The following is a 23,685-nucleotide window of genomic DNA, read 5'->3' as shown; positions in this document are numbered from 1 at the left end:
GCCGTGCCGCCCCCCACCCTCACAGGAACAGCGTCAGCACCCCGGTGTAGCTGTAGAGGCGGTCGTGGCTGATCTCGCCGCCGGCGAAGAAGCCGGCCAGCGGGAAGTCGCCCAGATGCTCGGCGATGGCGCGCAGTTCGTGGTCGGGGTCGCCGAACAGGCCGGGGCCGCGGGCGATGCAGGAGATGTAGACGCCACCCTTCGGCGTGCCACCGCCCAGCCGGCGCTTCATCTGGCCCAGCATGCGCTTCAGGTCGGCCTCCGCGGCGGCGCGGTCGCGGCGGCAGAACAGCAGGGGCCGGCCCCGTGCCACCGGCTCGCCCACGGCGATCCAGCCGCGCTGCGGGTCGATGCCCAGCAGGTTGCGCACCAGATAGTCGCCCGTGTCCGATCCGGCGATGGGCAGCCCGGCGAAGACATAGCCGGCCACCCGCTCCAGGTCGTTCGCCAACAGCTCGCCCACGTCGTGGCGCAGCGCCTCCAGCGCCGGGCGGCCGTCGATCTCCTTGATGATGCTGGCCTCGGCATCGGTGACGGTGCGGGTCGGGCCGATCGGGCTGCAGCCCTGGGTCAGGCCGGTGGCCAGCGCCACCCGGTCGGAGAACAGAACCCCCGACAGCCCGCCCTGCGCCACCCGCCCGGCCAGCACCGCCTGCTCCCCGCGCGAGGCGCAGAGCCCGCCGACCAGGAACCCACCGGCCCGCCGCGCCACGGCGGCGATCAGGTCGGGCAGCCGCGGCGTGCGCGGATCGGCATGGACCAGCCCCAGGAGCGGCTGCCGGGTGGCGAGCCAGGTTCCCGCCGCCTCCTCCAGCGGCGCCATGCCGTCGCTCACGGCCGGGAACAGCCGGAAGGCGTCCGCCGGCAGGGTGGTCAGCAGCACCGCGATGGCGGGGTGGTCGAACACCTCCGTCCCGCGCCCGACGATGCCCATGCCCACCGACCCCACCCACTGGTCCACGCCGGTGACGCCGCGGAACAGGGTGACGATGCTGGAAAGCTGGTCGGCCAGCGGGTCGGTGACGTAGACGAAGCCCAGATTGGCCCCCGGCGCCGACGGCAGGGCGGCAAGGCAGTTCTTCGCCGCGTCGGCCCAGTCCGCCCCGACGGCAAGGGCGGAGGCGAATCCGGTGTCGGTCCTGCCGGCCAGGTCGGTGATGCTCATGGCGCCGTCCTCCCCTCCGCAGCCCCGGCGGGAGCGGGACCGCCCTCGGGACCGCCGCCGCCCTCCGGCACCACCCCGGCGCGCTCCAGGGCCGCGGTCACGGTCGGCAGGATGCCCGCCACCATCACCGCCACGCCCTCGGCATTGGGGTGCATGCCGTCCTCCAGGTTCAGCTCCGGCCGCATCGCCACGCCCTCCAGGAAGAACGGATAGAAGGGCACGGCGTGCCTGCGGGCAAGCTCGGGGAACAGGGCGTCGAACGCCTCGGCATAGGGGCGGCCCAGGTTGCGCGGGGCCAGCATCCCGGCCAGCACGGCGGGCACGCCGCGCTCGGCCAGTTTCGTCAGGATGGCGTCCAGGTTGGCGCGGGTGGCGGCGGGGTCGATGCCGCGCAGCCCGTCATTGCCGCCCAGCGCCACCAGCACCAGGGTCGGCCGGTCGGCCAGGATCCAGTCCAGCCGGGACAGCCCGCCGGCCGTCGTCTCGCCGGAGACGCCGGTATCCGGCACCCGGACGTCGTAGCCCCGCGCCGTCAGCGCGGCCTCCAACCGGCTGGTGAAGGCAGCCTCCCGCGGCAGGCCATAGCCGGCGGACAGGCTGTCGCCCAGCACGACGAGGGTAGCGGGAGCCGGAGCCGCCGCGGCGGGCGGGCCGGCCAGCAGCAGCCAGACGGCCAGCACGGCGAGGCCGCCCCGGACGAGCGCTGCCCTGACGAGCGCTGCCCTGACGAGCTTTGCGTTGAAAAGCCGGCGTCGGAAGCCATATCGGCTGTCTGTTTCCGCGCTGCGAGAGAGAGACATGGGCGATACCCTGCCGTCCGCCGAAGAACCCGTCGTCCTTCTCCGGGAGGTCCGCCTTAAGCTGGACAGCGCCGCGGGAACCGTCAACATACTCAAGGGCATAGATCTGGACGTCGCGGCCGGCGAACGGGTCGGCGTGGTGGGGCCTTCGGGCTCGGGCAAATCGTCCATGATGATGATCCTGGGCGGGTTGCAGCCGCCCACGGGCGGCAGCGTGCGGGTCAACGGGCACGAACTGACGCGCCTGGACGAAGATGCCCTCGCGCGCTTTCGCCGCGACCATGTGGGGATCGTCTTCCAGGCGTTCCACCTCATCCCGACCATGACGGCGCTGGAGAACGTGGCGATTCCCCTGGAATTCGCCGGCCTGCCCGACGCCTTCGAGCGCGCCCGGACGACCCTGGAGTCGGTCGGGCTGGGGCACCGGCTGGGCCATTATCCCGGCCAGCTTTCCCGGCGGCGAGCAGCAGCGCGTGGCGCTGGCCCGCGCCTTCGCGCCGGAGCCGGCCCTGCTGCTGGCGGACGAGCCGACCGGCAACCTGGACGGAGAGACCGGCCGGCATGTCATCGATCTGATGTTCGGGCTGGCGGCGCGCAAGGGCACGACGATCCTGCTGATCACCCACGATCCCGGTCTGGCCCGGCAGTGCGACCGGGTGGTGCGGCTGGTGGACGGGCTGATCGTCAGCGACGGCCGCGGCGACAGCCGCACTGATGCCCGCGGCGACAGCCGCACCGATGCCCCCGGCGACAGCCGGGACCGCGGCGGGCAGGAACGGCCGGCGCGCGCCGTCCCGGCGGAGTGACCCGGCCATGACCGCGCTGACCGACGGCGCCGTGGCGCGCCCCGACGCCGCCGCCCCCGGGTTCTGGACCCAGGCGCGGCTGGCGCTGACCATCGCCCGGCGCGAACTGCGCGGCGGGCTGACCGGGTTCCGCATCTTCCTGGCCTGCCTGACGCTGGGGGTGGGCGCCATCGCCACGGTGCAGTCGGTCTCCGGCGGCATCCTGGACGCGCTGCGCAGCGACGGCCGCGCCATCCTGGGCGGCGACGTGGCGCTGCGCCTGCTCTACCGCGAGGCGACACCGGACCAGCGTGCCTGGCTGGCGGAACGCGGCACGCTGCTGACCAGCGCGGAGATGCGGGCCATGGCCCGCGACCCGCAGGATGCCGGCCGTTCCGCCCTGGTGGAGCTGAAGTCGGTCGGGCCGGCCTATCCGCTCTACGGCACGTTCGAGATCGCGGACGGCGCCCTGGTGCAGGACCGCACGGACGTGCAGGCGGCGCTGGCCGAGCGCGGCGGCACCTGGGGCGCGCTGATCGAGGACACGCTGGCCGCCCGGCTGGACCTCGCCCCCGGCGACCGGGTGGCGGTGGGCGAGGCCGTGCTGGAGGTGCGCGGCCTGATCGCGCGCGAACCGGACCGCGCCGGGTCGGGCAGCTTCTCCCTGGGGCCGCGGCTGCTGGTGGCCGACGGCGCGCTCGCGGCGACGGATCTGGTGCAGCCCGGCAGCCTGATCACCTGGAGCTATCTGCTGCGCCTGCCGCCGGGCAGCGATCCGGCGGCGTTCCGCACTTCGGTCGAGGAGACCTTCCCCGCTGCCGGCTGGCGCATCCGCGACTTCACGGACGCCGCCCCGCAGCTTGCCCGCTTCATCGACCGGCTGACCCTGTTCCTGACCCTGGTCGGGCTGACCGCGCTGCTGGTCGGCGGGGTCGGCGTCGGCAACGCCGTGCGCAGCTATCTGGAGAGCAAGACCGCCACCATCGCCACGCTGAAATGCCTGGGCGCGCGCGGCGGGCTGATCTTCGAGGCGTATCTGGCGCAGATCCTGGCGCTGGCGCTGCTGGGCACGGCGCTGGGCCTGCTGCTGGGGGCGGTGGCGCCGGTCCTGGCCGGCCGCGCGCTGGCCGGGCTGCTGCCGATCACCGCCCGCATCGGGGTCTATCCGGAGGCGCTGGCCGTGGCCGCCGGCTTCGGTCTGCTGACGGCGCTGGCCTTCTCGCTCTGGCCGCTCGGCCGGGCGCGGGAGGTGCCGGCGGCGGCGCTGTTCCGCGACGCGGTGGCGCCGGGCGGCGGCCGGCCGCGGCCCCTGGTTCTGGCGCTGCTGCTGGCCGCGGTCGCGGGGCTGGCCGGGCTGGCCGTGGGCACGGCCGACGCGAAGCTGTTCGCCGCCGCCTTCGTCGCCGGCAGCGCCGCCACGCTGGGCGCCTTCTGGGCGGCGGGCTGGCTGGTGACGCGCGTCGCGGCCCGGCTGGGCCGGCCGCGGCGGCCGGTGCTGCGGCTGGCGCTGGCGAACATCCACCGGCCCGGCAACCCGACCGGGGCCGTGGTGCTGTCGCTGGGGCTGGGGCTGACGGTGCTGGTCGCCATCGCCCTGATCGAGGGCAACTTCCGCCGCGCCGTGCTGGAGACGATGCCGGAGGGCGCGCCCGCCTTCTTCTTCGTGGACATCCAGCCCGACCAGCTCGACGACTTCTCCCGCACCGTGCTGGCGGTGCCGGGCACGGCGGACCTGAACCGGGTGCCGCAGCTCCGCGGCCGCATCAGCACGGTCAACGGCCGCCCGGCGGAGGAGGCGGTGGTGAACCGCGAGCACGCCTGGGTGCTGAACGGCGACCGCGGCGTCACCTACCGGGCCGAGGCGCCGGCGGACGACAAGGTGCTGGCCGGCGGCTGGTGGCCGGCGGACTACCGCGGTCCGGCGAAGCTGGCGGTCTACAAGGACATCGCCGACGCCTTCGGGATCGGGCCGGGCGACCGCATGGCGATCAACATCCTGGGCCGCGACATCGAGGCCGAGGTGGCGGTCGTGCGCGACCTGGATTTCCGCAGCATGGGGATCAACTTCACGCTGGTCTTCTCCCCCGGCGTGCTGGAGGCGGCACCGCACACCTGGCTGGCCACCGTGCGGGCGGAGCCGGACTCCGAACTGGCCGTGCAGCGGGCGGTGACGGAGCGGTACAGCAACATCACCGCCGTGCGCGTGCGCGACGCGCTGGAGACGGTGGGAAGCATCCTGACCAACATCGGGATGGCCGTGCGGGTGACGGCGGCGGTGACGCTGCTGGCCGGCACGCTGGTGCTGGCCGGGGCCATCGCCGCGGGGCACCGCCGCCGGGTCTACGACGCCGTCGTGCTGAAGGTGCTGGGCGCCACCCGCGGCACGGTGCTGCGCGCCTTCCTGCTGGAATACGGGCTGCTGGGCCTGATCACGGCGGCGGTGGCGTCGCTGCTGGGCAGCCTCGTCGCCTGGGCCGTGCTGACCCGGGTGATGGAGCTGGAGTTCGTGCTGCTGCCCTCGGCCGTGGCGACGACGGCGCTGCTCTGCACCGGCATCACCCTGGGGCTGGGCTTCATCGGCACCTGGCGGGCGCTGGGCCAGCCGGCCGCCCCGCTGCTGCGCAACGAATAGGATGGAAGCTGTCCGCAGGGCGGGCACTTGAAATGAGAACCGTCCGCAATGCGGACAGAGGCCGGCGGGAGCGATCCCGCCGGCTTTTTGTTACCCGGCTCACGCCCGGACATGCCATTTAAATGCTTAATAATTAGTTAAAATGCAAACTACATCCAGGAAATCGAAACACTCGCCAAGAGCCGACAACCTGGAATTGGCGCATATTCCAATATAACGCCGCCGGACACTTCGCCACTCCCGGGACGCCACCAGATTAATGCGCCGAAAATTTTCGCTGGTCTTGAGTTTGTTTGCGCGGGCCGATCCCATCCGCTACACAGCGGTCTTCCTTCGCGGTGGCGGGTCCCCCTCCCGGACCGGCCCGTCCGGCCCGACGCCCCGCGCCCTCCTGAGGCTTCGTGATGCGGCTCGATATCAAGACCATGCTCCTGGCGGTCCTGGCGACGCTGGGGCTCCTGCTCGTGGGAACGGCGGCGGTGGGGCTGAAGACCCTGTCCGACGCCAGCGGCAACCTGGAGACCCTGTACCAGGACAAGGTGGTGCCGCAGCGGAACCTGAAGGTGATCTCCGACGCCTATGCCGTGTTCGTCGTGGATGCCTCGCACAAGGTGCGCAACGGCAACTTCACCTGGGCGGAGGGGCGGGCCTCGGTCGCCAAGGCGGTGCGCGACATCCGGGACGAGTGGGCGACCTTCACCACCGGCCGCCGCTTCAGCGCCGCCGAACAGGCCCTGCTGGAGGAGGCGCTGCCGCGCTTCCGCAGCGCGGACGCGGCCATCGCGGACCTGACCCGCATCCTTCAGGAGCAGGACCGCGCGGCCCTGGACGGCTTCGTCAAGGACCGGCTGTACCAGACCATCGACCCGGTGACGGAGACGATCGGCCGCATCATCGACCTCCAGGTCGGCGATGCCGGGCTGATCTTCGAGACCTCCCGCCACAGCCAGTCCGTCGCCATCCGGCTGGCGGAACTGCTGCTGGCCATCGGCATCGTCGCCGCCGTCGGCGGGGCGCTGGCCGTGCTGCTGCGGGTGATCCGCCCGATCGCCCGGCTGACGGCGACGCTGGACGTGCTGGCGCGGGACGACTACTCGGTCGCCGTGCCGCACACGGACAAGACCGACGAGATGGGCCGCATGGCCCGCGCCGTGGAGGTGCTGAAGCGCCACGGGCTGGAGGCGCGGCGGCTGCGCACCGCCCAGGCCGAGGAGCGCGCCCAGGCCGAACGGCGCCGCCACGCCGCCCTGGAGAGCATGGCCGAGAAGGTGGAGACGGAGACGCGCAGCGCCGTGGATCAGGTCGCCGCCCGCACCCACGACATGGACGCCCATGCCGGCGCCATGGCGACCTCGGCCGGGCTGGTCACGGCCAACAGCCAGAACGTGGCCGCCGCCGCCGAGCAGTCGCTGCACAACGCGCAGACCGTGGCGTCCGCGGCGGAGGAACTGGCCGCCTCCATCCGCGAGATCGGCACCCAGGTGAGCTATGCCAGCAGCGTCAGCCGCCGCGCCGTGGAGAAGGGCGACCACACCCGCCGCACCATCGACACCCTGTCCGAGACGGTCGCCCGCATCGGCGAGGTGGCGACCCTGATCGCGGAGATCGCGGCCCAGACCAACCTGCTGGCGCTGAACGCCACGATCGAGGCAGCCCGGGCCGGCGACGCCGGCAAGGGCTTCGCCGTGGTGGCGGGGGAGGTGAAGAACCTCGCCGCCCAGACCTCCCGCTCGACCGACGAGATCGGCCGCCAGATCGCGGAGATCCAGGCCGTCACCCGCACCGCCGTGGCCGCGGTGCAGGAGATCGGCCACACCATCGAGGAGATGGACCAGATCGCCGGCACCATCGCCGCCGCCGTGGAGGAACAGGGCGCGGCGACGCAGGAGATCAGCCGCAACATCATCCAGGCGGCCGACGCGGCGCGCGAGGTCTCCACCCGCATCGCCGCCGTCTCCGCCGAGGCGACGGCGACCGGCGAGCACGCCGACACGGTGCGCGCCACCGCCGCCGACGTGGCGCACGCGGTCAGCGACCTGCGCACCGTGCTGGTGAGCGTCGTCCGCACCTCCATGGCCGCGGCGGAAGACGGCACCCGGACCGCCGCCTGAGCCGGGCGGGGCGGAGGGCACCCGCGGGGCGGGCGGGGCCCGCCCTGCACCGGATCAGGGTGGATCAGGGCTCGGCCGGGCCGGAGGCGGCTGTGGGGCGGGAAGCTGCACGATAACCGGCGGCGGCGCTGTCACCGTGACCGGCGCAGCGGGCATCGGTCCTGGCTGGATGAGCCACGAGAGGCGCCGATCCATTCGGGGGCGCTTCTTGCCGAGCGGAAAACAGGCTAAAAATAGAAACACCAGGTGAGGACTGGCCTGACCTGGTGCTCAATGAACGATGTTGGCGGCGCGTAGCTGAAAGCCAGTGGGGCCGGTCAACTGCTCTCTGGGACCATAGGCGAGCGAATGGCAGAGAGTCAAGCCCCGTATCCAGATCTGCAGGGCACTGAACTCATGTGACAGCGGGTGACAGATTGCGGAACTGCTGATTCTGTGGGCCGGTGTTATCGGACGGCACGGGATCGGCGTCATGGACGAGGACGATTGGGGTTCGAAGTCGCGGCTTCGGGTGCTTTTGGAGCATTTCAGCCGGATAGAGGACCCGCGGGATGAGCGGCGGATCCTGCATCCGCTGCCGGAGATCCTGCTTTTGGTGGTGTGCGGCACGATGGCGGACTGCGACGACTACGAGAACATCGCGGCCTGGGGTGCGGCGCACCTGCCGTTCCTGCGTCGGCATCTGCCCTACGCGCACGGCGTTCCCGGCGAGCGGTGGCTGACGATCCTGATGAACCGGATCGATCCGGCGCTGTTCTCGGCCGCCTTCACCGCGTGGGTACGTGCGACCTTTCCGGGGCGGGCCGACTTCGTCGCCATCGACGGCAAGACCTCGCGGCGCAGCCACGACCGCCGCGCCGGGACCGCGCCGATCCACCTCGTATCCGCCTTCGCGACGACCTCCCGCCTGGTGCTCGCCCAGGAGGCGGTCCCCGACAAGGCCAACGAGCTTGCGGCGATTCCGGTGCTGCTCGATCGGCTCGGCGAGAACGGCGGGCTGGCCGGCGCCCTCGTCTCCATCGACGCCATCGCCACCAACCCGACCATCGCCGCCGCGATCCGGGGCCAGGGCGCCGACTACCTCCTCGCCGTCAAGGCCAACCAGCCCACGCTGCGCGCGGAGCTCGAGGCGGCGTTCGCCGTCGGCGACGGCGCTGACCACCACCACGACCTCGACAAGGGGCACGGCCGGGTCGAAGAACGCCACGTGAGCGTGATCCGTGAGGTCGACTGGCTCTCCGGCACGCGCCGGTTTCCTGGGGAGATGCGCCTGCCCGACGTCGCCGCCATCGTCCGCGTCCACACCACAGCCCACATCGCCGACCGGACGCGGACCGACACCCGCTACTTCATCTCCTCCGCCCCGCTCACCGCCGAACACGCCGCCGACGCCGTCCGCGGGCACTGGGGCATCGAGAACAGGCTGCACTGGGTGCTCGACGTCCTCTTCAAGGACGATCTCTCGCGCTTGCGAACCGGCCACGGTGCCAAGAACATGGCCGTCGTCCGCCACTTCGCCCTCAACCTCATCCGCGCAGCCAACGACCAAAAGTCGCTCAAGACGCGCCGAAAAATGGCCGGATGGTCGGACGACTACCTCGCCTCTCTCCTCAACCCCGCCATCCCTTAACTTGGATTCGAAGCCCTGTCCAGATCATCCCCATCAGATTGCCGCCCTGCGTGCGTTGCTCTCGGAGCCCAGGTTCAAGACCTACCTCAATAAAGGCGGTAACGACGAACGGTATGCGCTGGCTCTCTATCTCTACAATGTCCGGGTTGCCCAGGCCTTCATGTTCCCGCTGGGCGTCGTGGAGGTCACGCTACGCAACGCGATCGATGCGCGATTTGCCGATGTCTACGGCGAGAACTGGCATCGAACCCCACATCTCCACCACTCTGTTCTGACCAGGGAGAGTCTGGAAGCCCTTGAAAAAGCGATCAATCGGGTGGGGATCAATGCGGATCGCGGCCGCGTCGTCGCCGAACTGACCTTTGACTTCTGGTCGAACCTGCTGCGGCCTGATTATGGCCAGTTCTGGCGGACAAATCTCAATATCGTCTTCCCGAACATCCAGCGCGGACGGACACGCCATGAGATCCAGAAGATTGTCCGGGAGATCAACGAGTTCCGCAATCGGGTCGCCCATCATGAACCGATCCTGGACCGCAACGTCACGGACATCCACGCCAAGATCGTCGATATCGTGTCGTTGCGATGCAGAGAAACGGCAGCTTGGCTGAAGCATCATTCCACCGTCAGTACGGCCATCCGGACCCGGCCGCACGGTCCGGTCGCCGGCTTCGTATCGCTCGGCGACCGGCTGGCGCCGGACTTCGTCGAGGTCCTGGGAACGACCCGACTGGACATCGTCGCCAGCCGCTTCGATCGTGCCCACCAGGCTGCTGTGCGCGTGGGCAGCACCGGCGCGCCGACGGCAGCCTTCGGCCCTCTCGATCTGGTCAGATACGTTTCCTTCGACCTTCAGCAGAATGGCGGCTTCACCTTACTTTCAGAACGAACCGTTGATGACCTCCTCACCGCCATGGACATCACGGGAAGCTGGGTCGCAATGGATGCGGGAGTGCCGTTGGCGGACGCCATCGATGTCCTGAAACAGCCGGGGACAGACATGATCGTAGGTGTGGATCCGCGCGGAAAAGCCGCCGGGGTACTGATCCGCGCCCATCGCCGGTACTGATCCCCGGCCTCCCGATCATTACATACCGCGTACTGGGAAAGGCGGCGGCCAGGTCCGGCGATCCGGGCCAAAAGGCGGCCGCCGCCTGAGCCGGGCGGGGCGGAGGGCACCCGCGGGGCGGAACCGGCCTGGGGAGTGGCTGTTGGGCGGGGACACGCTTTCGAGGAGCGATCCCCCATGCTGACAGACATGCCGACAGGACTGCCGACGGAACAGTCGATCGACCAGCGCCCGGCCCGCGCGCCCGCCCCCGCGCCGGTCCGCCGGCGCCTGATGCCGTTCCTGTTGCTGCCGGCCCTGCTGCTCCCCCTGCCCGCGGCGGGGCAGGCGGGGCCGTCCACCCCGGCCGGGCGGCCCGCCTCGCCGCTGACGGAACCGCCGCCGCCCCCGGCCGACATCGTGCGGCCGGCGCCGCCGGGCCGGACGGCGGGCGACCCGGCCGGGCCGGCGGCTCCGGTGCCGGAGGCGGACCGGCTGGACACGCAGGTGGACGACCGCGTCGATCTGGTGGACCCGGAAGTGGGGCTGGAGAGCCCCGCCGGCGTCACCACCCCCGGACCGCATCCGGGCAGCGTCGCCCCGCCGCTGGACCCGACCCTGCCGGACGCGGCGCCGGACCGCGGGGTCGTCCCCGGAGCGCCCGGACCGGAGGCGGCGGACCCGGACGCGACGGCGGAGGGCGAGCCGGTGACGGGGCCGGAAGCCGGCAGCCCGCCGGGTCCCGGCGGAACGGAGCGCCCGGCCGGACCGCCACCGCCCTCGCGCCAGCCTGCCAGCCCGACGGGCGGCTGAGAGCGGGGCGGCCGTCGCCGGGTCAGGACGAGGGAGGAAGCGGGACGGCGGACGCCGGGGGTGAGAGGGGCGTCGCGGGCGTGCCCGGGAAGGTGCGCTCCATGACCCCGGCGCGGCCGTCGCCATGGCCGGCGCGGGCGTGCCCCTGTTCGGTGGCGGCGCGGCGGAAGTAGGAGAGCAGGAAGACCCGGATCGCCGCCGTCAGCGAGGCGGCGGGCGGCTTCGCCTGGGCGATCCGGCTGCACACCTCATGGACGCTGCGGCCCTCGCGGCGGCAGACGTCCAGCAGCGCGTCCCACATCTCCGGCTCCAGCCGGACGCTGGTGCGCTGGCCCAGCACGGTGACATTGCGGATGATCTGGGGGCTTTCCCCCGGTGTGGCATTGCCCGACAGACGTTTCGAACGCGGCGGCACGGCGGACGCTCCGGCTGGGAGGGACGGTCAGGGACGGACGGCGGGACCCGACGGCCCCGCCTGAATGCTATATTATGGACAGTCCTATGACCTGTTCAACCCATTTCCCGCCGATCGGGCAATGACCCCGAAATTACACACCCCAAGGGTTGCGCATCCCTTCAACGGGGTCAGCGCCGGCGCGGGCTGTCGGCCGCCGCCGCGTCCTCTGCCGGGGTCAGGGTGCGGAGCTGGAGCGCGTGGACCCGCTCCTTCAGCTCGTCCGCCAGCAGTTCGTTGACCAGCCGGTGCCGGGCGAGCCGGGCCATGCCGTCGAACCGGGCGGAGACCACCTCGACCGAGAAATGCGTCTCGCCCCCCTCGGGCGCGTCGGAGACACGCCGGTCCGCATGGCCGGCATGCCGGTGCGAAACATCCTTGATGCGGAGCCGGACCGGCTCCAGGTGCCGGGTAAGCTTGTCTTCGATGCGGGTCCTGTAGTCCAAGATGGCCTCCCTCGGGGCATGGCGTCCCCGCTATCCTTGGCGGGCGCAGCCGCGTCGGGCGACAGTGCCGCGCCCGGCCGTTCCTGGCAACCGCCCGGCAGCATCCCGCCGACCTCTCCGGCCGCCCGTTTCCGTCCTGTCCGTTCCGCTTTCCAGTTGCGCTTTCCCGTCCCGCTTTCCCCGGACCCGCGATGCACGACACGAGCCCCCCGCCTTCCCATCCCCTGCCGTCCGCGCCCGCCACCGCCGCGCCCGGTGCTTCCGGACCTTCGGGAAGCGCCCCCCCGGGCAGCGGGCCATCGGGCAGCGGGCCGTCGGGCAGCAGGCCGTCGGGCAGCGTCCCGGTGCGGCCGGCCGTGGCTGCCCTGCTGCTGGGGCTGGTGATCCTGCTCTGGGGGGCGAACTGGCCGGTGATGAAGGTGGGGGTGGAGCTGATGCCGCCCGTCACCTTCGCCGCGGCCCGCATGGTGCTGGGCTGCGCCACCCTGTTCCTGGTCGCCGCGGCGGCCGGGCAGGCGCGGCTGCCGTCGCGCCACGACCGCCGCATCGTCGTCTGGGTGGGGCTGCTGCAGATGGCGGCCTTCGTGCTGCTGATCGCGCTGGCGCTCCAGATCGTGCCGGCCGGCCGCTCGGCCATCCTGTCCTACACGACGCCGCTCTGGGTGCTGCCCATGGCGATGCTGGTGCTGGGCGAGCGGCTGACCTGGATGAAGGGGGCGGGGCTGGTGGCCGGGCTGGCGGGCGTCGCCGTGCTGTTCAACCCGGCCGGGTTCGACTGGGGCGACCGGGGCGTGCTGCTGGGCAACGGGCTGCTGCTGCTGGCCGCCCTGGCCTGGGCCGTGAACATCGTGCAGGTGCGCGGCCACCGCTGGGAGGGCACGCCCCTGTCCCTGGGGCCGTGGCAGGCGCTGGTCGCCAGTCTGGTGCTGGTGCCGGCGGCCCTGCTGCTGGAGGGCGGGCGCGGCATCGACTGGTCGGGCACCCTGGCCGCCGTGCTGGTCTACAACGGCCCGGTCAGCACCGCCTTCTGCTTCTGGGCCATGGTGACGGTGACCCGGGCGCTGCCGGCCATCACCACGTCGCTGGGCACGCTGGGCACGCCGGTGGTGGGGCTGCTGCTCTCCGCCTGGTGGCTGGGCGAGCCCTTGACCTGGACGAACCTGACGGGACTGGGCCTGATCGGCAGCGGGCTGGTGCTGGTCGCGCTCTCGGAAAGCCGGGGCCTGGGAAACCGCCGCCCGGGGAGCGGGCGGGGCTGATCCCGCTGCGCTCCCGCCCCCGCCGTCCTTGTCACCCGACCGCCGCCGACCCATACTCCGCCCATGCAGAAGAACCGCTTCGGCCTGTCCTTCGACTTCAACGACGCGCCCCGGCCGCAGGCCCGCCCGTGCGACCATCCGGGCTGCCGCGAGATCGGCGATTTCCGCGCGCCCAAGGCGCGCGACCGCCTGAACGAGTACTGGTGGTTCTGCCTGGACCATGTGCGCGACTACAACAAGGCGTGGGACTTCTACGCCGGCATGTCGGAGCAGGAGATCGAGGCGCAGGTGCGCCAGGACACCACCTGGCAGCGCCCGACCTGGCCCATGGGGCGCTGGCGCACCCAGGGCCGCTCGCCGCGCGAGGATCTCTACAACGGCGCCTCCCCCTTCGGCCCGGAATGGGACGGCGAGGCCGCGGCCGAGGTCCGCCCCAGGCGCCCCCGCACCCCGGAGGAGGAGGCGCTGGCCGTGCTGGAGCTGGAGCCCCCGGTGGACTTCGCCCGCATCAAGGCGCGCTACCGCGAACTGGCCAAGGCGCACCATCCCGACACCAACGGCGGCGACAAGGAGGCGGAGGAGCGGCTGAAGCGCATCAACCAGGCCTACCGCACGCTGCGCGCCAGCTACGCCGCCGGCTGATCCTTCCGCCGACGAAACAGAACCCCCGGCCGCCACCCGATCCGACCGTTCCGCCGCCGCAACAGAAGAGCAAGCCCCCACGATGGCCACGACCCCCGCCCGCCCCGAGCTTCCCGACATCAAGGTCGCCGTGCGCCAGACCTTCGGCATCGACAGCGACATGCAGGTGCCGGCCTTCAGCCAGACCAGCGAGCATGTGCCCGAGGTGGACGACGCCTATCGTTTCGACCGCGAAACGACCATGGCGATCCTGGCGGGCTTCGCCTACAACCGGCGGGTGATGATCCAGGGTTATCACGGCACCGGCAAGTCCACCCACATCGAGCAGGTGGCGGCGCGGCTGAACTGGCCCTGCATCCGCATCAACCTGGACAGCCACATCAGCCGCATCGACCTGATCGGCAAGGACGCCATCGTCCTGAAGGACGGCAAGCAGGTAACGGAATACCGCGAGGGCATCCTGCCCTGGGCGCTGCAACACCCCTGCGCCATCGTCTTCGACGAGTACGACGCCGGCCGGCCGGACGTGATGTTCGTCATCCAGCGCGTGCTGGAGGTGGAAGGCAAGCTGACCCTGCTGGACCAGAACAAGGTGATCCGGCCGCACCCGGCCTTCCGCCTGTTCGCCACGGCCAACACGGTGGGGCTGGGCGACACGACCGGGCTCTACCACGGCACCCAGCAGATCAACCAGGGCCAGATGGACCGCTGGAACATCGTGGCGACGCTGAACTACCTGCCGCACGACGACGAGGTGAAGATCGTGCTGGCCAAGATGCCCGGCCATGACAGCGAGGAGGGACGGCGGAAGATCAACGCCATGGTGCGGCTGGCCGACCTGACCCGCGCCGGCTTCATCGCCGGCGACATCAGCACCGTGATGAGCCCCCGCACCGTCATCACCTGGGCGCAGAACGCCGAGATCTTCGGCGGCGACATCGCCTTCGCCTTCCGCGTCACCTTCCTGAACAAGTGCGACGAGATGGAACGCCCCACCGTGGCCGAATACTACCAGCGCTGCTTCGGCACCGAACTGCCGGAGAGCGGGGTGAAGCCGACCCTGACCTGAGACGCGGGCGGCACGGCGGGGAGGCCCCAACTCCTGACCTATCTGCGCACCAGCCGCCTGCGCGCCGTGCTGCTGCTGAACTTCGGCACCCCGAAACTGACCTATGCGCGGGTGCTGAACGGCTGACCGGGACTGTCCGGCGGGCAGCGGGGGGAGCCGGGCAACACGGATGAACGCGGATCGGCACGGATGAACACGGATAAGAAACGAAGCATGACAGCGGCTGACGCCGCGCTCCGGATGTATCCGCCGTGCGTTATCCGTTTGACGGATAGGACGCGGCGGGGCAGACTGACGGCATGATCAAGTCGGCCGCCGACAAGCGCACGGCGCTCTTTCTGGAGGGACAGCGGGTCCGCGAGTTCCAGGCGTTCGAGCGTCAGGCGCAGCGTCGTGTCGCCATCCTGAACGAGGCGACCTGCATCGAGGATCTGATGCGGCTGCCGTCCAACCGCTTCGAGGCGCTGGGCGGGGAGCGCCGGGGCCAGTACAGCATCCGCATCAACGAGCAATGGCGGATCTGCTTCACCTTCCAGGACGGGGATGCCTACGATGTCGAAATCGTCGATTACCATTGAGGCCGTGCGGCTTCCGCCGATCCATCCGGGCGAAATCCTGGCCGAGGAGCTGGCGGCGGCCGGCGTGTCGGTCGCGGCCCTGTCCCGCGCCATCGACGTGCCGCAGAGCCGGATGGCCGAAATCGTGGCCGGCAGGCGCGCGGTGACGGCGGATACCGCGCTGCGGCTGGCCCGCTATTTCGGCAACAGTGCGCGGTTCTGGCTGAACCTCCAGTCCGCCTACGACCTTGCGCTGACCGAGGCGGAAAGCGGCGCGCGGATCGCCGCCGCCGTCCGCCCGCTGGCCGCGTGACGGATCAACCGGCAGATCAACCGGCAGATCAACCGGCAGAACGCCCGCCCCGACCCACCGACCCGTACCGGGACCTGAGGCCATGACGCAGTCCGATTCCCCCCTGGAGGTCTTCAAGCGTGCCACCGGCGCCTGCGTGCGGGCGATCGCGGAGAAGCGCGAGCTGACCGTGGGGTTCTCCGCCGAGCCGGCGGGGGCCAGCGGCACGCGGGTGCGGGTGCCGCTGCCGGCGCGCGACCTGAACCCGCGCGACGTGGCCGGGGTGCGCGGCGCGGCCGATGCCGTGGCCCTGCGCCTGAAGCACCACGACGCCGCCCTGCACGCCCTGCGCCAGCCGACCTCGGAGACGGCGCGGCAGTCCTACGACGCGCTGGAGCAGGCCCGCTGCGAGGCGCTGGGCGCCTCGGCCATGGCCGGGGTGGCCGCCAACCTGGAGGCGGCGCTGGAGGAGCGCTACCGCCGCCAGGGCTTCGACCGCATCACCGAGCGCGAGCAAGCGCCGCTGGCCGATGCGCTGCGCCTGCTGGCGCGCGAAGCCATGACCGGGGAGACGCCGCCGGCCTCGGCCGCGGCCGCGGTCGCGCTCTGGCGGCCCTGGGTGACGGAGAAGCTGGGCAAGGGGCTGGAGGACCTGGGCCGGGTCATGCACGACCAGGAGGCCTTCGCCCGCACCGCCCGCCGGCTGCTGGCCGATCTGGACATGGAGGTGGGCGCCGAGCCGGAGCCCGAACCCGGCGAGGAACAGCCGCAGACCGACACGCCCGAGGACAGCGGCGACGACCAGGAGCAGAGCGAGGGCGGCGAGCAGCAGGGCGGCGACGCCCAGGACTCCGCCAGCGGGGAGGAACAGCAGGCCCCCGCCGAGGAGATGGCCGCCGGCGGCGAGAGCCGCGAGGAGGAGGCCGAGACGACCGAGGGGGCCGGCAGCGAGGAGCCGGGCGCGCCCGGCCGGCCGGGCCGCCCGGATGCCCGGCGCAACGAGCCCGACCCCGCCGCCTACCGCGCCTTCACCACCGAGTTCGACGAGGTGGTGGAGGCCGACGATTTGTGCGACCCCGACGAGCTGGCCCGGCTGCGCCTGATGCTGGACCAGCAGCTCCAGCACCTGCACGGCATGATCGCCAAGCTGGCCAACCGGCTGCAACGCCGCCTGCTGGCGAAGCAGACCCGCGCCTGGGAGTTCGACCTGGAGGAAGGCATCCTGGACGCCGCCCGGCTGTCGCGCGTGGTGGTGAACCCGGTGCTGCCGCTCTCCTTCAAGCGGGAGAACGAGACGGACTTCCGCGACACGGTGGTGGGGCTGCTGATCGACAATTCCGGCTCGATGCGGGGCCGGCCCATCACCATCGCCGCCATGTCGGCCGACATCCTGGCCCGCACCCTGGAACGCTGCGGCGTGAAGGTGGAGATCCTGGGCTTCACCACCCGCGCCTGGAAGGGCGGCCAGAGCCGGGAACGCTGGATCGCCGCCGGCAAGCCGCCGGCACCGGGCCGGCTGAACGACCTGCGCCACATCGTCTACAAGTCGGCCGACGCGCCCTGGCGGCGGGCGCGGCGGAACCTGGGCCTGATGCTGCGCGAGGGCATCCTGAAGGAGAACATCGACGGCGAGGCCCTGCTCTGGGCGCACAACCGGCTGATCGCGCGGCCGGAGCAGCGGCGCATCCTGATGGTGATCTCCGACGGGGCGCCGGTGGACGACAGCACCCTGTCCGTCAATGCCGGCAATTATCTGGAGCGGCACCTGCGCCAGGTGATCGGCCAGATCGAGGCGCACAGCCCGGTGGAGCTGATCGCCATCGGCATCGGCCACGACGTCACCCGCTATTACCGCCGCGCCGTCACCATCGTGGATGCCGAACAGCTCGGCGGCACGGTGATGGAGAAGCTGGCGGAACTGTTCGACGAGGACATCCGCCCCGCCCGCCGCCCGCCCGGCGCCCCCAGGAGTGCCCATCCGGGCGGCCATCCGGGCGGCCCCCCGGGCGGCCAGGGCAGCGCCCCCTCCCCGCTGGCAGGCCTCGCCCGCGGCAGCAAGACCGCCCTGGCCGTGCGCCGCAGCGTGGGCTGAGGGAAACGGCGGGGGCTCCCGACACCGTCAGGAACGCACCGGCGCCCGCCGTCCGGCCGGAACCGGGGGCCGGCTGTCCCTGTTCCGGATGCATCCGATCCCGGAACTGGTCGGGGGCCGGGACCGATCCCCGCTTGCATCCCTCCCGGCTTTCGGGGATAGATCGGGCGTCAGAAACCCCGAGGAGGAGATCCATGATGTTCAAGACCTACCCCGTCTTCGGCGCGACAGCCGGCGCTGCCGGCGTCGGCGTCGACCGCCCGTCCGGCACCGCACGCCACGGACAGGCCGATGCGCATCAAGGATTTCCGACATCCGGGGGAGATAATGAGCTTCTTTGTGTCACTGGGCCGGGGGCCCAAGCTTTACGTTGAGCTGGCGCGCTGGGCTTCCCTGCCGCGCGGCCTTCAGGTCCGCCGGGAGAACGGGGAGCTGCTCATCTGGCTCTGGCGCCTCCATCTGATCTACACCCCGGCCCGCTGGCGGCCGGTGGCGAGAGGACCGACGGACTATGGCCGTACCCATCAGGGGCGCAGACTGGCGTCCTGAAGCGCTCGACCCGCTGGTCAGGGTGCTGGAGGAATTCCGCACCCTGGACCCGGACCTGCCCATCCAGTACGCGCTGTCCTTCCTGACGATCGCCCAGAACGAGGGGCTGTCGATCCGGGACCTTTCGGAGCGGCTGGGCATCGCCCAGTCCTCCGCCTCGCGCAACGTGGCCGCGCTGTCGCGCTGGCACAGCTTCGGCAAGGAGGGGCTGGACCTCGTCCGCGCCGAGGAAGACCCGCGCGAACGCCGGCGCAAGATCGTGACCCTGACCGAGAAGGGCCGCGACATGGCCGGCCGCCTGACCGACCTGCTGCACCCCACGCCCCCCCAGCGGATGACCCTGCGCAGCGCGTGAGGGAAGGGACATGACGGCCTATGGATGATGGGGCGGTCGTCGGCTATCGTTGTTCCGGTATCCGACTGTCGCGCCCCTATCCGGAATGAAAGCCGTCTTCACGACCAAGGTCGATCCGACCTACGATGACCTGCCAGAATTCCGGTATCACTTCCCCCGTGCATACTTGAATGTGGCGGAAGCGGCAGTCGGCGACTGGATCATCTATTATGAACCCCGTCGGACCAGCGGGGAATTGTCCAGCCGTGGCGGCCGTCAATCCTATTTCGCTACGGCACAGGTCACGCAGATCGTGCCGGACCCGTCCTTGCCCGACCATTTCTACGCCTTCGTGCGCGACTACCTGCCCTTGCCCCGGCCCGTGCCGTTCCGGGAGGGGGAGCACTACTACGAAACCGCCTTGCGGCGGGATGACGGACAGACGAACAAGGGGGCGTTCGGCCGGGCGGTGCGTCGCCTCTCCGACGCCGAGTACCTGGAGATCCTGAACGCCGGGATGGCAAGGCTCCTGGACCTGCCCGAACCGGCCGGCTTGGCTGCCGATCCGACGACATCGGTGGCCCCGTTCCAGTTCGCCGACGAACCGGCGACCTTCGAGCGCCCGATCGTGGAGCGGTTGAGCACCCGTCCGGTGCGCGACGCCGCCTTTGCCGCCGCCATCAAGTCCGCCTACCATGAGACCTGCGCCGTCACGGGGCTGCGCCTGATCAACGGCGGCGGCCGGTCGGAGGTGCAGGCGGCCCATATCCGCCCTGTCGCCGCCGACGGGCCGGACAGCCCGCGCAACGGGCTGGCCCTGTCGGCCACCGTCCATTGGATGTTCGACCGAGGCCTGATCTCGGCTGCGGACGACCACTCGCTGCTTGTCGCCGAGCGTCATGTTCCGGACAGCGCCCGCCGCCTGTTCCTGCCCACCGGCAAGCTGCTGCTGCCCGAGCGCGGCGACCAACGACCGCATCCCCAGTTCCTGAAATGGCACCGGGAGAATGTGTTCAAGGGGTGAGGATCGCGCCAGTCCAGGACGGAAACGTCCGTTCCAGCACACGCAGGAACACAGAGGAAGCCGGTGCCGTCCCGATGAGTAGGGGATCACATCAGCCTGTCGAGCGTGACCGGCAGGTCGCGGATGCGGCGGCCGGTGGCGTTGTAGACGGCGTTGGCGACGGCAGCGCCGGTGCCGGTGATGCCCATCTCCCCGATCCCCCGGGCGCCCAGAGGGGCGTGCGGGTCGGGGATGTCGGTCCAGATCACGTCGATCTCCGGCACGTCCAGATGCACCGGGATGTGGTACTCGGCGAGGCTGGGGTTCATCACCCGGCCCGTGCGCCCGTCGAACCGCGTCTCTTCCATCAGGGCAAGCCCCAGCCCCATGATGATGCCGCCGCGGAACTGGCTGGCGGCCGTCCTGGGATTGAGGATGCGGCCGCAGTCGAACGAGCCCAGGAAGCGGCTGACCCGCGGCTCGCCCGTCACCGCATGGACGCGGACCTCGCAGAACATCGCGCCGTGGCTGTGCATCGACCGCTCCCGGGTCTCCTGCGGCTCCGGGGCGGACGCCTGGACGCGCACGCTGTCGCGCAGGGCGCGCCCGAGGATGGAGGCGTAGCTCTCGTACCGGCCGGGCCCGGCGAGCGCGCACAGGCCCCCGTCGCGGCTGCCGACCTCGTCCGGACCCAGCCCCGCAAGGGGGGAATCGTTGCCGGCCAGGGTGAGAAGCTCGGCCACCAGGGCACGGTGCACCGCGATCACCGACGCAGCGATGGCGGCCGTCTGCTGCGAGCCGCCGGCCAGCACCACCCCCGGCAGGGTGGAATCGCCATAGGCAAAGGTCACCGCCTCCGGCGGCAGGCCCAGCCGTTCGGCGGCGATCTGGGTGTGGACGGTCGCGGTGCCCATGCCCATCTCGTGCGCCGCGATCTCGACCACCGCGCGGCCGTCGCGGGTGAGCGTGAGCCGCGCCGCCCCGCCCGGCATGCGGTAATAGGGATAGGTCGCCATGGCGCAGCCCATGCCGACCAGCCAGTCCCCGTCGCGGGTCACACCCGGCACCGGGTTGCGCCGGTCCCACCCGAACCGCTCCGCCCCCGCCCGCCAGGCCTGGACGATATGGCGGGACGAGAAGGGCAGCCCCGATACCGGGTCCGTCTCCGGCTCGTTGCGGAGGCGCAGTTCGACCGGGTCGATGCCGAGCGCCTCGGCCAGTTCGTCCATCGCCCCTTCCAGCGCGACGGTGCCGACGGATTCGCCCGGCGCGCGCATGAAGGTGTTGCTCAGCATGTCCAGCTCGACGGTCTGCACGTCGAGCCTCATCGCCGGGGTCGCATAGGCGCTGCGGGTCGGCAGGATGAACGGTTCCGGCATCACGTTGAAGGCCGTCTTCGGCGTCGTCCCCTCATGGATCAGCGCGGTCAGCCGGCCGTCGCGGCCGGCCCCCAGCGCCACCCGCTGTTCGGTCGGGGAGCGGCCGCCGACGATGCGGTAGACCTGCTCGCGCGTCAGCACCAGCCGCACCGGGCGGCCGACCAGCCGGGCCGCGGCGGCGGCGAGGATCTGGTGCTGCCAGAGGCACTTGCCGCCGAACCCGCCACCGACGAAGGGCGAGGTGACGACGACCTGCGCCTCGTCGATCCCGAACATGCGGGCGATGGACCAGGCCGCGTGCGCCACCATCTGCGAGGCGTCATGGAGGCGCAGCGTGTCGCCCTGCCAGGCGCAGGTGACCGCGTGGGGTTCGATCGCATTGTGGTTGTGCCGCGGCGTCCGGTAGACGACATCCACGCTGACGGGGGCCGCCGCCAGGGCGGCATCGGCATCGCCGACCGCCACATGCAGGGGCTCGCCCATGAATTCACCCGGGCGGGTGCCCCGCGCCCGGGCTTCCTCGAAGCATGTCAGCGCCGGCTCGATGTCGTAGCGGACACGGACCAGCGATGCCGCATGGGCCGCCTGCTCGTGCGTCGCGGCGAGGACGACGGCGACCGGCTGGCCGTTCCAGCGCACGCGGTCGTCCTGCATCACCGGCAGGTCGTCCCCGGCCCCTGCCTTGGGCGCGGAGAGGAAGACCGGCGGCGGGCTCAACCGCGGGCAGGTCCGGTGCGTCATCACCGCGACGACGCCGGGGGCCGCTTCGGCCGCGCCGGTGTCGAGGGCGGCGATGCGGCCGCGGGCGACGGTGCTGCAGACGAGCGCGGCATGGAGCATGCCCGCCATCGGGATCTCCGCCGCGAAGGGCGCCTGCCCGGCCACCTTCAGCGGACCGTCGATCCGCGCGAGGGGCCTGCCGACATGGCCGTGCCGGCGCGGGCGCAGGAGCGGGTCGGAGGAGGTATCGGACACGGGGGCGACCGCCCCGCCCGCCGGTCCGGTGCCGTCGGTCATGCTCATGGCGCCTCTCCCGCAAGCTCTGCGAGCGCCGCGACGATCATCCGCCGCGCCAGTTCGATCTTGAAGCCGTTGTCCTTCAGGGCCTTGGCGTCGGCGAGTTCGGCATCCGCCGCCGCGCGGAACGCGGCCGCGGTCGCCGGCTGCCCGCGCAGGGCCTGTTCCGCCCGCCAGGCGCGCCATGGCCGGGGGGCGACCCCGCCGAGGGCAAGCCGCACCTCCCGCACCTGCCCCGCCTCCACGGTCAGCACGGCCGCGACCGAAACCAGGGCGAAGGCGAAGCTGGCCCGGTCGCGGACCTTGCGGTAGGCCGAGCGTCCGCCGGGGAGCGGGGGCGGCAGCTCCACCGCAGTGATCAGCTCGCCGGGGTGGAGCACGGTCTCGATGTCCGGCCGGTCGCCGGGAAGCCGGTGCAGCGCCGTCAGCGGCAGGCTGCGCGACCCGGCCGCGCCGTCCAGGAGAACGGTCGCATCGAGGGCCGCAAGCGCGACGGCCATGTCCGAGGGATGCACCGCGACGCAGGCGTCCGAGGCCCCCAGGATCGCATGGCCGCGGGTGAAGCCGTCGATCGCGTCGCAGCCCTGGCCCGGCAGGCGCCTGTTACAGCGCGACCCGGCCGTGTCGTAGAAGCAGGGACAGCGCGGGCGTTGCAGCAGGTTGCCGCCCACCGTCGCCATGGTGCGGATCTGGGCGCTGGCGCCGGAGAGGATGGCGCGCGCCAGAACCGGGTAGTGCGTGCGCACCAGCCGGTGTTCCGCCACCGCGGTGTTGCGCGCCGCCGCCCCGATCCGCAGCCCCCCGTCGGGCAGCGCGTCGATCCCGCGGGACAGGCCGGTCACATCGACCAGCACCGCCGGGCGTTCCACCGTCTCGCGCATCAGATCGACGAGGTTGGTGCCGCCGCCGAGATACGCCGCGCCGGGCGCGGCGCCACGGCGCACGGCGTCCGCCGCATCGGCGGCACGGGCATAGTCGAAGGGGGTCATTCCGCGGCCTCCGCGACGGTTCCGGCGATGGCAGCGATGGCGGCGATGATCCCGTTGTGCGCGCCGCAGCGGCACAGGTTGCCGCTCATCCGCTCACGCAGTTCCTCGGGAGTGGGCGCGATCCTGTCGGCCGCGAGGTCCGCGGTCACATGGCTGGGCACCCCGCGGCGCAGCTCGTCGAGCATCCCCACCGCCGAGCAGATCTGGCCCGGCGTGCAGTAGCCGCACTGGAATCCGTCCTGTTCGATGAAGGCCCGCTGGAGCGGGTGGAGCGCGTCGGGCGTTCCCAGCCCCTCGATCGTCGTGATCGAGCGGTCCGCATACTGAACCGCCAGCGCAAGGCAGGAGAGGATGCGCTCCCCGTCCGCCAGCACGGTGCAGGCGCCGCAGGCCCCCTGGTCGCAGCCCTTCTTGGTCCCGGAAAGCCCGAGATGGTCGCGCAGCAGATCGAGCAGGGAGACGCGCGGATCGTCGGGCAGGCTTACGCTGACGCCGTTGACCGTCATGCTCATGGAAGACCCCGTGGTCGTCTGGCCCGCCGGCAGGGCCGGCGCCACTCTCAACCGCGGAGGGGCCTGTTTGTGCCGCTTTGTGCCGCCGGCCCGGGCGGCGGACTCCC

Annotated in this window: 21 protein-coding genes and 1 pseudogene; 15 read left to right on the top strand and 7 right to left on the bottom strand. The window is 71.7% G+C overall.

Going from position 1 to position 23,685, the window contains the following annotated elements; genetic code table 11:
* Positions 1-19: 19 nt before the first annotated feature.
* Together RC1_RS14760 and RC1_RS14755 are read right to left on the bottom strand one after the other, a co-directional pair.
* Entirely contained in the window at positions 20-1,165 is a 1,146-nt protein-coding gene (locus RC1_RS14760; RefSeq protein ID WP_012568233.1) for an FIST signal transduction protein, read from the bottom strand.
* Positions 1,162-1,845: an arylesterase gene (locus RC1_RS14755; RefSeq protein WP_336884699.1), complete on the bottom strand. Its 684-nt coding sequence runs from the start codon at positions 1,843-1,845 to the stop codon at positions 1,162-1,164. The genes RC1_RS14760 and RC1_RS14755 overlap by 4 nt, the downstream gene beginning before the upstream one ends.
* 118 nt (positions 1,846-1,963) lie before the next feature.
* On the opposite strand from RC1_RS14755, the pseudogene RC1_RS14750 reads away from it, so the two are divergent.
* The 6 genes and pseudogenes from RC1_RS14750 to RC1_RS14725 all read left to right on the top strand — a co-directional run.
* A pseudogene (locus tag RC1_RS14750) lies at positions 1,964-2,669 on the top strand (ABC transporter ATP-binding protein); the annotation flags it as partial.
* A gap of 109 nt (positions 2,670-2,778) precedes the next feature.
* Complete coding sequence (locus tag RC1_RS14745; protein ID WP_012568231.1) at positions 2,779-5,382, top strand: ABC transporter permease; 2,604 nt, start codon at positions 2,779-2,781, stop codon at positions 5,380-5,382.
* Positions 5,383-5,786: 404 nt separating this feature from the next.
* Entirely contained in the window at positions 5,787-7,493 is a 1,707-nt protein-coding gene (locus RC1_RS14740; RefSeq protein ID WP_012568230.1) for a methyl-accepting chemotaxis protein, read from the top strand.
* A gap of 472 nt (positions 7,494-7,965) precedes the next feature.
* Positions 7,966-9,123: an ISAs1-like element ISRce1 family transposase gene (locus tag RC1_RS14735; protein ID WP_012567939.1), complete on the top strand. Its 1,158-nt coding sequence runs from the start codon at positions 7,966-7,968 to the stop codon at positions 9,121-9,123.
* Between the two features lies 1 nt (position 9,124).
* Positions 9,125-10,192, top strand: a complete 1,068-nt coding sequence (locus RC1_RS14730; protein WP_012568229.1) for an Abi family protein — start codon at positions 9,125-9,127, stop codon at positions 10,190-10,192.
* A gap of 177 nt (positions 10,193-10,369) precedes the next feature.
* Entirely contained in the window at positions 10,370-10,984 is a 615-nt protein-coding gene (locus tag RC1_RS14725; RefSeq protein WP_012568228.1) for a hypothetical protein, read from the top strand.
* Positions 10,985-11,006: 22 nt separating this feature from the next.
* Here the strand turns inward: RC1_RS14725 and RC1_RS14720 are convergent, their stop codons facing one another.
* Both RC1_RS14720 and RC1_RS14715 read right to left on the bottom strand, forming a co-directional pair.
* Positions 11,007-11,399, bottom strand: a complete 393-nt coding sequence (locus RC1_RS14720) for a ribbon-helix-helix domain-containing protein (RefSeq protein WP_012568227.1) — start codon at positions 11,397-11,399, stop codon at positions 11,007-11,009.
* A gap of 170 nt (positions 11,400-11,569) precedes the next feature.
* On the bottom strand, positions 11,570-11,884 hold the full coding sequence (locus tag RC1_RS14715) for a BolA family protein (protein WP_012568226.1): 315 nt from the start codon (positions 11,882-11,884) through the stop codon (positions 11,570-11,572).
* A gap of 356 nt (positions 11,885-12,240) precedes the next feature.
* Between RC1_RS14715 and RC1_RS14710 the strand changes: the two genes are divergently transcribed.
* The 9 genes from RC1_RS14710 (at position 12,241) to RC1_RS14670 (ending at position 19,702) form a co-directional block, all read left to right on the top strand.
* Positions 12,241-13,143: a DMT family transporter gene (locus RC1_RS14710; RefSeq protein WP_234703781.1), complete on the top strand. Its 903-nt coding sequence runs from the start codon at positions 12,241-12,243 to the stop codon at positions 13,141-13,143.
* Between the two features lie 63 nt (positions 13,144-13,206).
* Positions 13,207-13,785 (top strand): J domain-containing protein, encoded by a 579-nt coding sequence (locus RC1_RS14705; protein ID WP_012568224.1) that lies wholly within the window; start codon positions 13,207-13,209, stop codon positions 13,783-13,785.
* A gap of 82 nt (positions 13,786-13,867) precedes the next feature.
* Positions 13,868-14,854: a cobaltochelatase subunit CobS gene (gene cobS / locus RC1_RS14700; protein WP_012568223.1), complete on the top strand. Its 987-nt coding sequence runs from the start codon at positions 13,868-13,870 to the stop codon at positions 14,852-14,854.
* Positions 14,855-15,153: 299 nt separating this feature from the next.
* Complete coding sequence (locus RC1_RS14695) at positions 15,154-15,432, top strand: type II toxin-antitoxin system RelE/ParE family toxin (RefSeq protein WP_012568222.1); 279 nt, start codon at positions 15,154-15,156, stop codon at positions 15,430-15,432.
* On the top strand, positions 15,407-15,724 hold the full coding sequence (locus RC1_RS14690; RefSeq protein WP_041785417.1) for a HigA family addiction module antitoxin: 318 nt from the start codon (positions 15,407-15,409) through the stop codon (positions 15,722-15,724). The genes RC1_RS14695 and RC1_RS14690 overlap by 26 nt, the downstream gene beginning before the upstream one ends.
* Before the next feature lie 82 nt (positions 15,725-15,806).
* Complete coding sequence (gene cobT / locus RC1_RS14685) at positions 15,807-17,795, top strand: cobaltochelatase subunit CobT (RefSeq protein WP_012568220.1); 1,989 nt, start codon at positions 15,807-15,809, stop codon at positions 17,793-17,795.
* 194 nt (positions 17,796-17,989) lie between these two features.
* Complete coding sequence (locus tag RC1_RS21535) at positions 17,990-18,169, top strand: hypothetical protein (protein WP_012568219.1); 180 nt, start codon at positions 17,990-17,992, stop codon at positions 18,167-18,169.
* A gap of 137 nt (positions 18,170-18,306) precedes the next feature.
* Positions 18,307-18,699 carry a MarR family winged helix-turn-helix transcriptional regulator gene (locus RC1_RS14675; RefSeq protein WP_012568218.1) on the top strand — a complete coding sequence of 131 codons (393 nt, stop codon included), beginning with the start codon at positions 18,307-18,309 and terminating at the stop codon, positions 18,697-18,699.
* 85 nt (positions 18,700-18,784) lie between these two features.
* Positions 18,785-19,702 (top strand): HNH endonuclease, encoded by a 918-nt coding sequence (locus RC1_RS14670; protein WP_012568217.1) that lies wholly within the window; start codon positions 18,785-18,787, stop codon positions 19,700-19,702.
* Positions 19,703-19,788: 86 nt separating this feature from the next.
* On the opposite strand, the gene RC1_RS14665 is transcribed toward RC1_RS14670, so the two are convergent.
* From RC1_RS14665 to RC1_RS14655, 3 genes are read right to left on the bottom strand one after another with little or no spacing between them, the layout of a single operon-like run.
* Positions 19,789-22,083 carry a xanthine dehydrogenase family protein molybdopterin-binding subunit gene (locus tag RC1_RS14665; protein WP_012568216.1) on the bottom strand — a complete coding sequence of 765 codons (2,295 nt, stop codon included), beginning with the start codon at positions 22,081-22,083 and terminating at the stop codon, positions 19,789-19,791.
* Positions 22,080-23,066: an FAD binding domain-containing protein gene (locus RC1_RS14660; RefSeq protein ID WP_012568215.1), complete on the bottom strand. Its 987-nt coding sequence runs from the start codon at positions 23,064-23,066 to the stop codon at positions 22,080-22,082. The genes RC1_RS14665 and RC1_RS14660 overlap by 4 nt, the downstream gene beginning before the upstream one ends.
* Positions 23,063-23,578 carry a 2Fe-2S iron-sulfur cluster-binding protein gene (locus RC1_RS14655; protein ID WP_049766735.1) on the bottom strand — a complete coding sequence of 172 codons (516 nt, stop codon included), beginning with the start codon at positions 23,576-23,578 and terminating at the stop codon, positions 23,063-23,065. Before RC1_RS14655 ends, RC1_RS14660 begins: the two co-directional genes overlap by 4 nt.
* Positions 23,579-23,685 lie beyond the last annotated feature (107 nt).

It is taken from the genome of Rhodospirillum centenum SW (assembly GCF_000016185.1).
Classification (GTDB): domain Bacteria; phylum Pseudomonadota; class Alphaproteobacteria; order Azospirillales; family Azospirillaceae; genus Rhodocista; species Rhodocista centena.
Note: the sequence above shows the minus strand (reverse complement) of the source record. Positions and strands in the feature narration are given on the sequence as shown.

What these genes read in the sequence shown, in the direction of transcription:
- cobS (WP_012568223.1), top strand. Translation starts at nt 13,868, where the DNA reads ATGGCCACGACCCCCGCCCGCCCCGAGCTTCCCGACATCAAGGTCGCC.
- RC1_RS14695 (WP_012568222.1), top strand. Translation starts at nt 15,154, where the DNA reads ATGATCAAGTCGGCCGCCGACAAGCGCACGGCGCTCTTTCTGGAGGGA.
- RC1_RS14745 (WP_012568231.1), top strand. Translation starts at nt 2,779, where the DNA reads ATGACCGCGCTGACCGACGGCGCCGTGGCGCGCCCCGACGCCGCCGCC.
- RC1_RS21535 (WP_012568219.1), top strand. Translation starts at nt 17,990, where the DNA reads ATGATGTTCAAGACCTACCCCGTCTTCGGCGCGACAGCCGGCGCTGCC.
- RC1_RS14705 (WP_012568224.1), top strand. Translation starts at nt 13,207, where the DNA reads ATGCAGAAGAACCGCTTCGGCCTGTCCTTCGACTTCAACGACGCGCCC.
- RC1_RS14665 (WP_012568216.1), bottom strand. Translation starts at nt 22,083, where the DNA reads ATGAGCATGACCGACGGCACCGGACCGGCGGGCGGGGCGGTCGCCCCC.
- RC1_RS14760 (WP_012568233.1), bottom strand. Translation starts at nt 1,165, where the DNA reads ATGAGCATCACCGACCTGGCCGGCAGGACCGACACCGGATTCGCCTCC.
- RC1_RS14690 (WP_041785417.1), top strand. Translation starts at nt 15,407, where the DNA reads ATGTCGAAATCGTCGATTACCATTGAGGCCGTGCGGCTTCCGCCGATC.
- RC1_RS14725 (WP_012568228.1), top strand. Translation starts at nt 10,370, where the DNA reads ATGCTGACAGACATGCCGACAGGACTGCCGACGGAACAGTCGATCGAC.
- RC1_RS14660 (WP_012568215.1), bottom strand. Translation starts at nt 23,066, where the DNA reads ATGACCCCCTTCGACTATGCCCGTGCCGCCGATGCGGCGGACGCCGTG.
- RC1_RS14740 (WP_012568230.1), top strand. Translation starts at nt 5,787, where the DNA reads ATGCGGCTCGATATCAAGACCATGCTCCTGGCGGTCCTGGCGACGCTG.
- RC1_RS14675 (WP_012568218.1), top strand. Translation starts at nt 18,307, where the DNA reads ATGGCCGTACCCATCAGGGGCGCAGACTGGCGTCCTGAAGCGCTCGAC.
- RC1_RS14735 (WP_012567939.1), top strand. Translation starts at nt 7,966, where the DNA reads ATGGACGAGGACGATTGGGGTTCGAAGTCGCGGCTTCGGGTGCTTTTG.
- RC1_RS14670 (WP_012568217.1), top strand. Translation starts at nt 18,785, where the DNA reads ATGAAAGCCGTCTTCACGACCAAGGTCGATCCGACCTACGATGACCTG.
- RC1_RS14655 (WP_049766735.1), bottom strand. Translation starts at nt 23,578, where the DNA reads ATGAGCATGACGGTCAACGGCGTCAGCGTAAGCCTGCCCGACGATCCG.
- cobT (WP_012568220.1), top strand. Translation starts at nt 15,807, where the DNA reads ATGACGCAGTCCGATTCCCCCCTGGAGGTCTTCAAGCGTGCCACCGGC.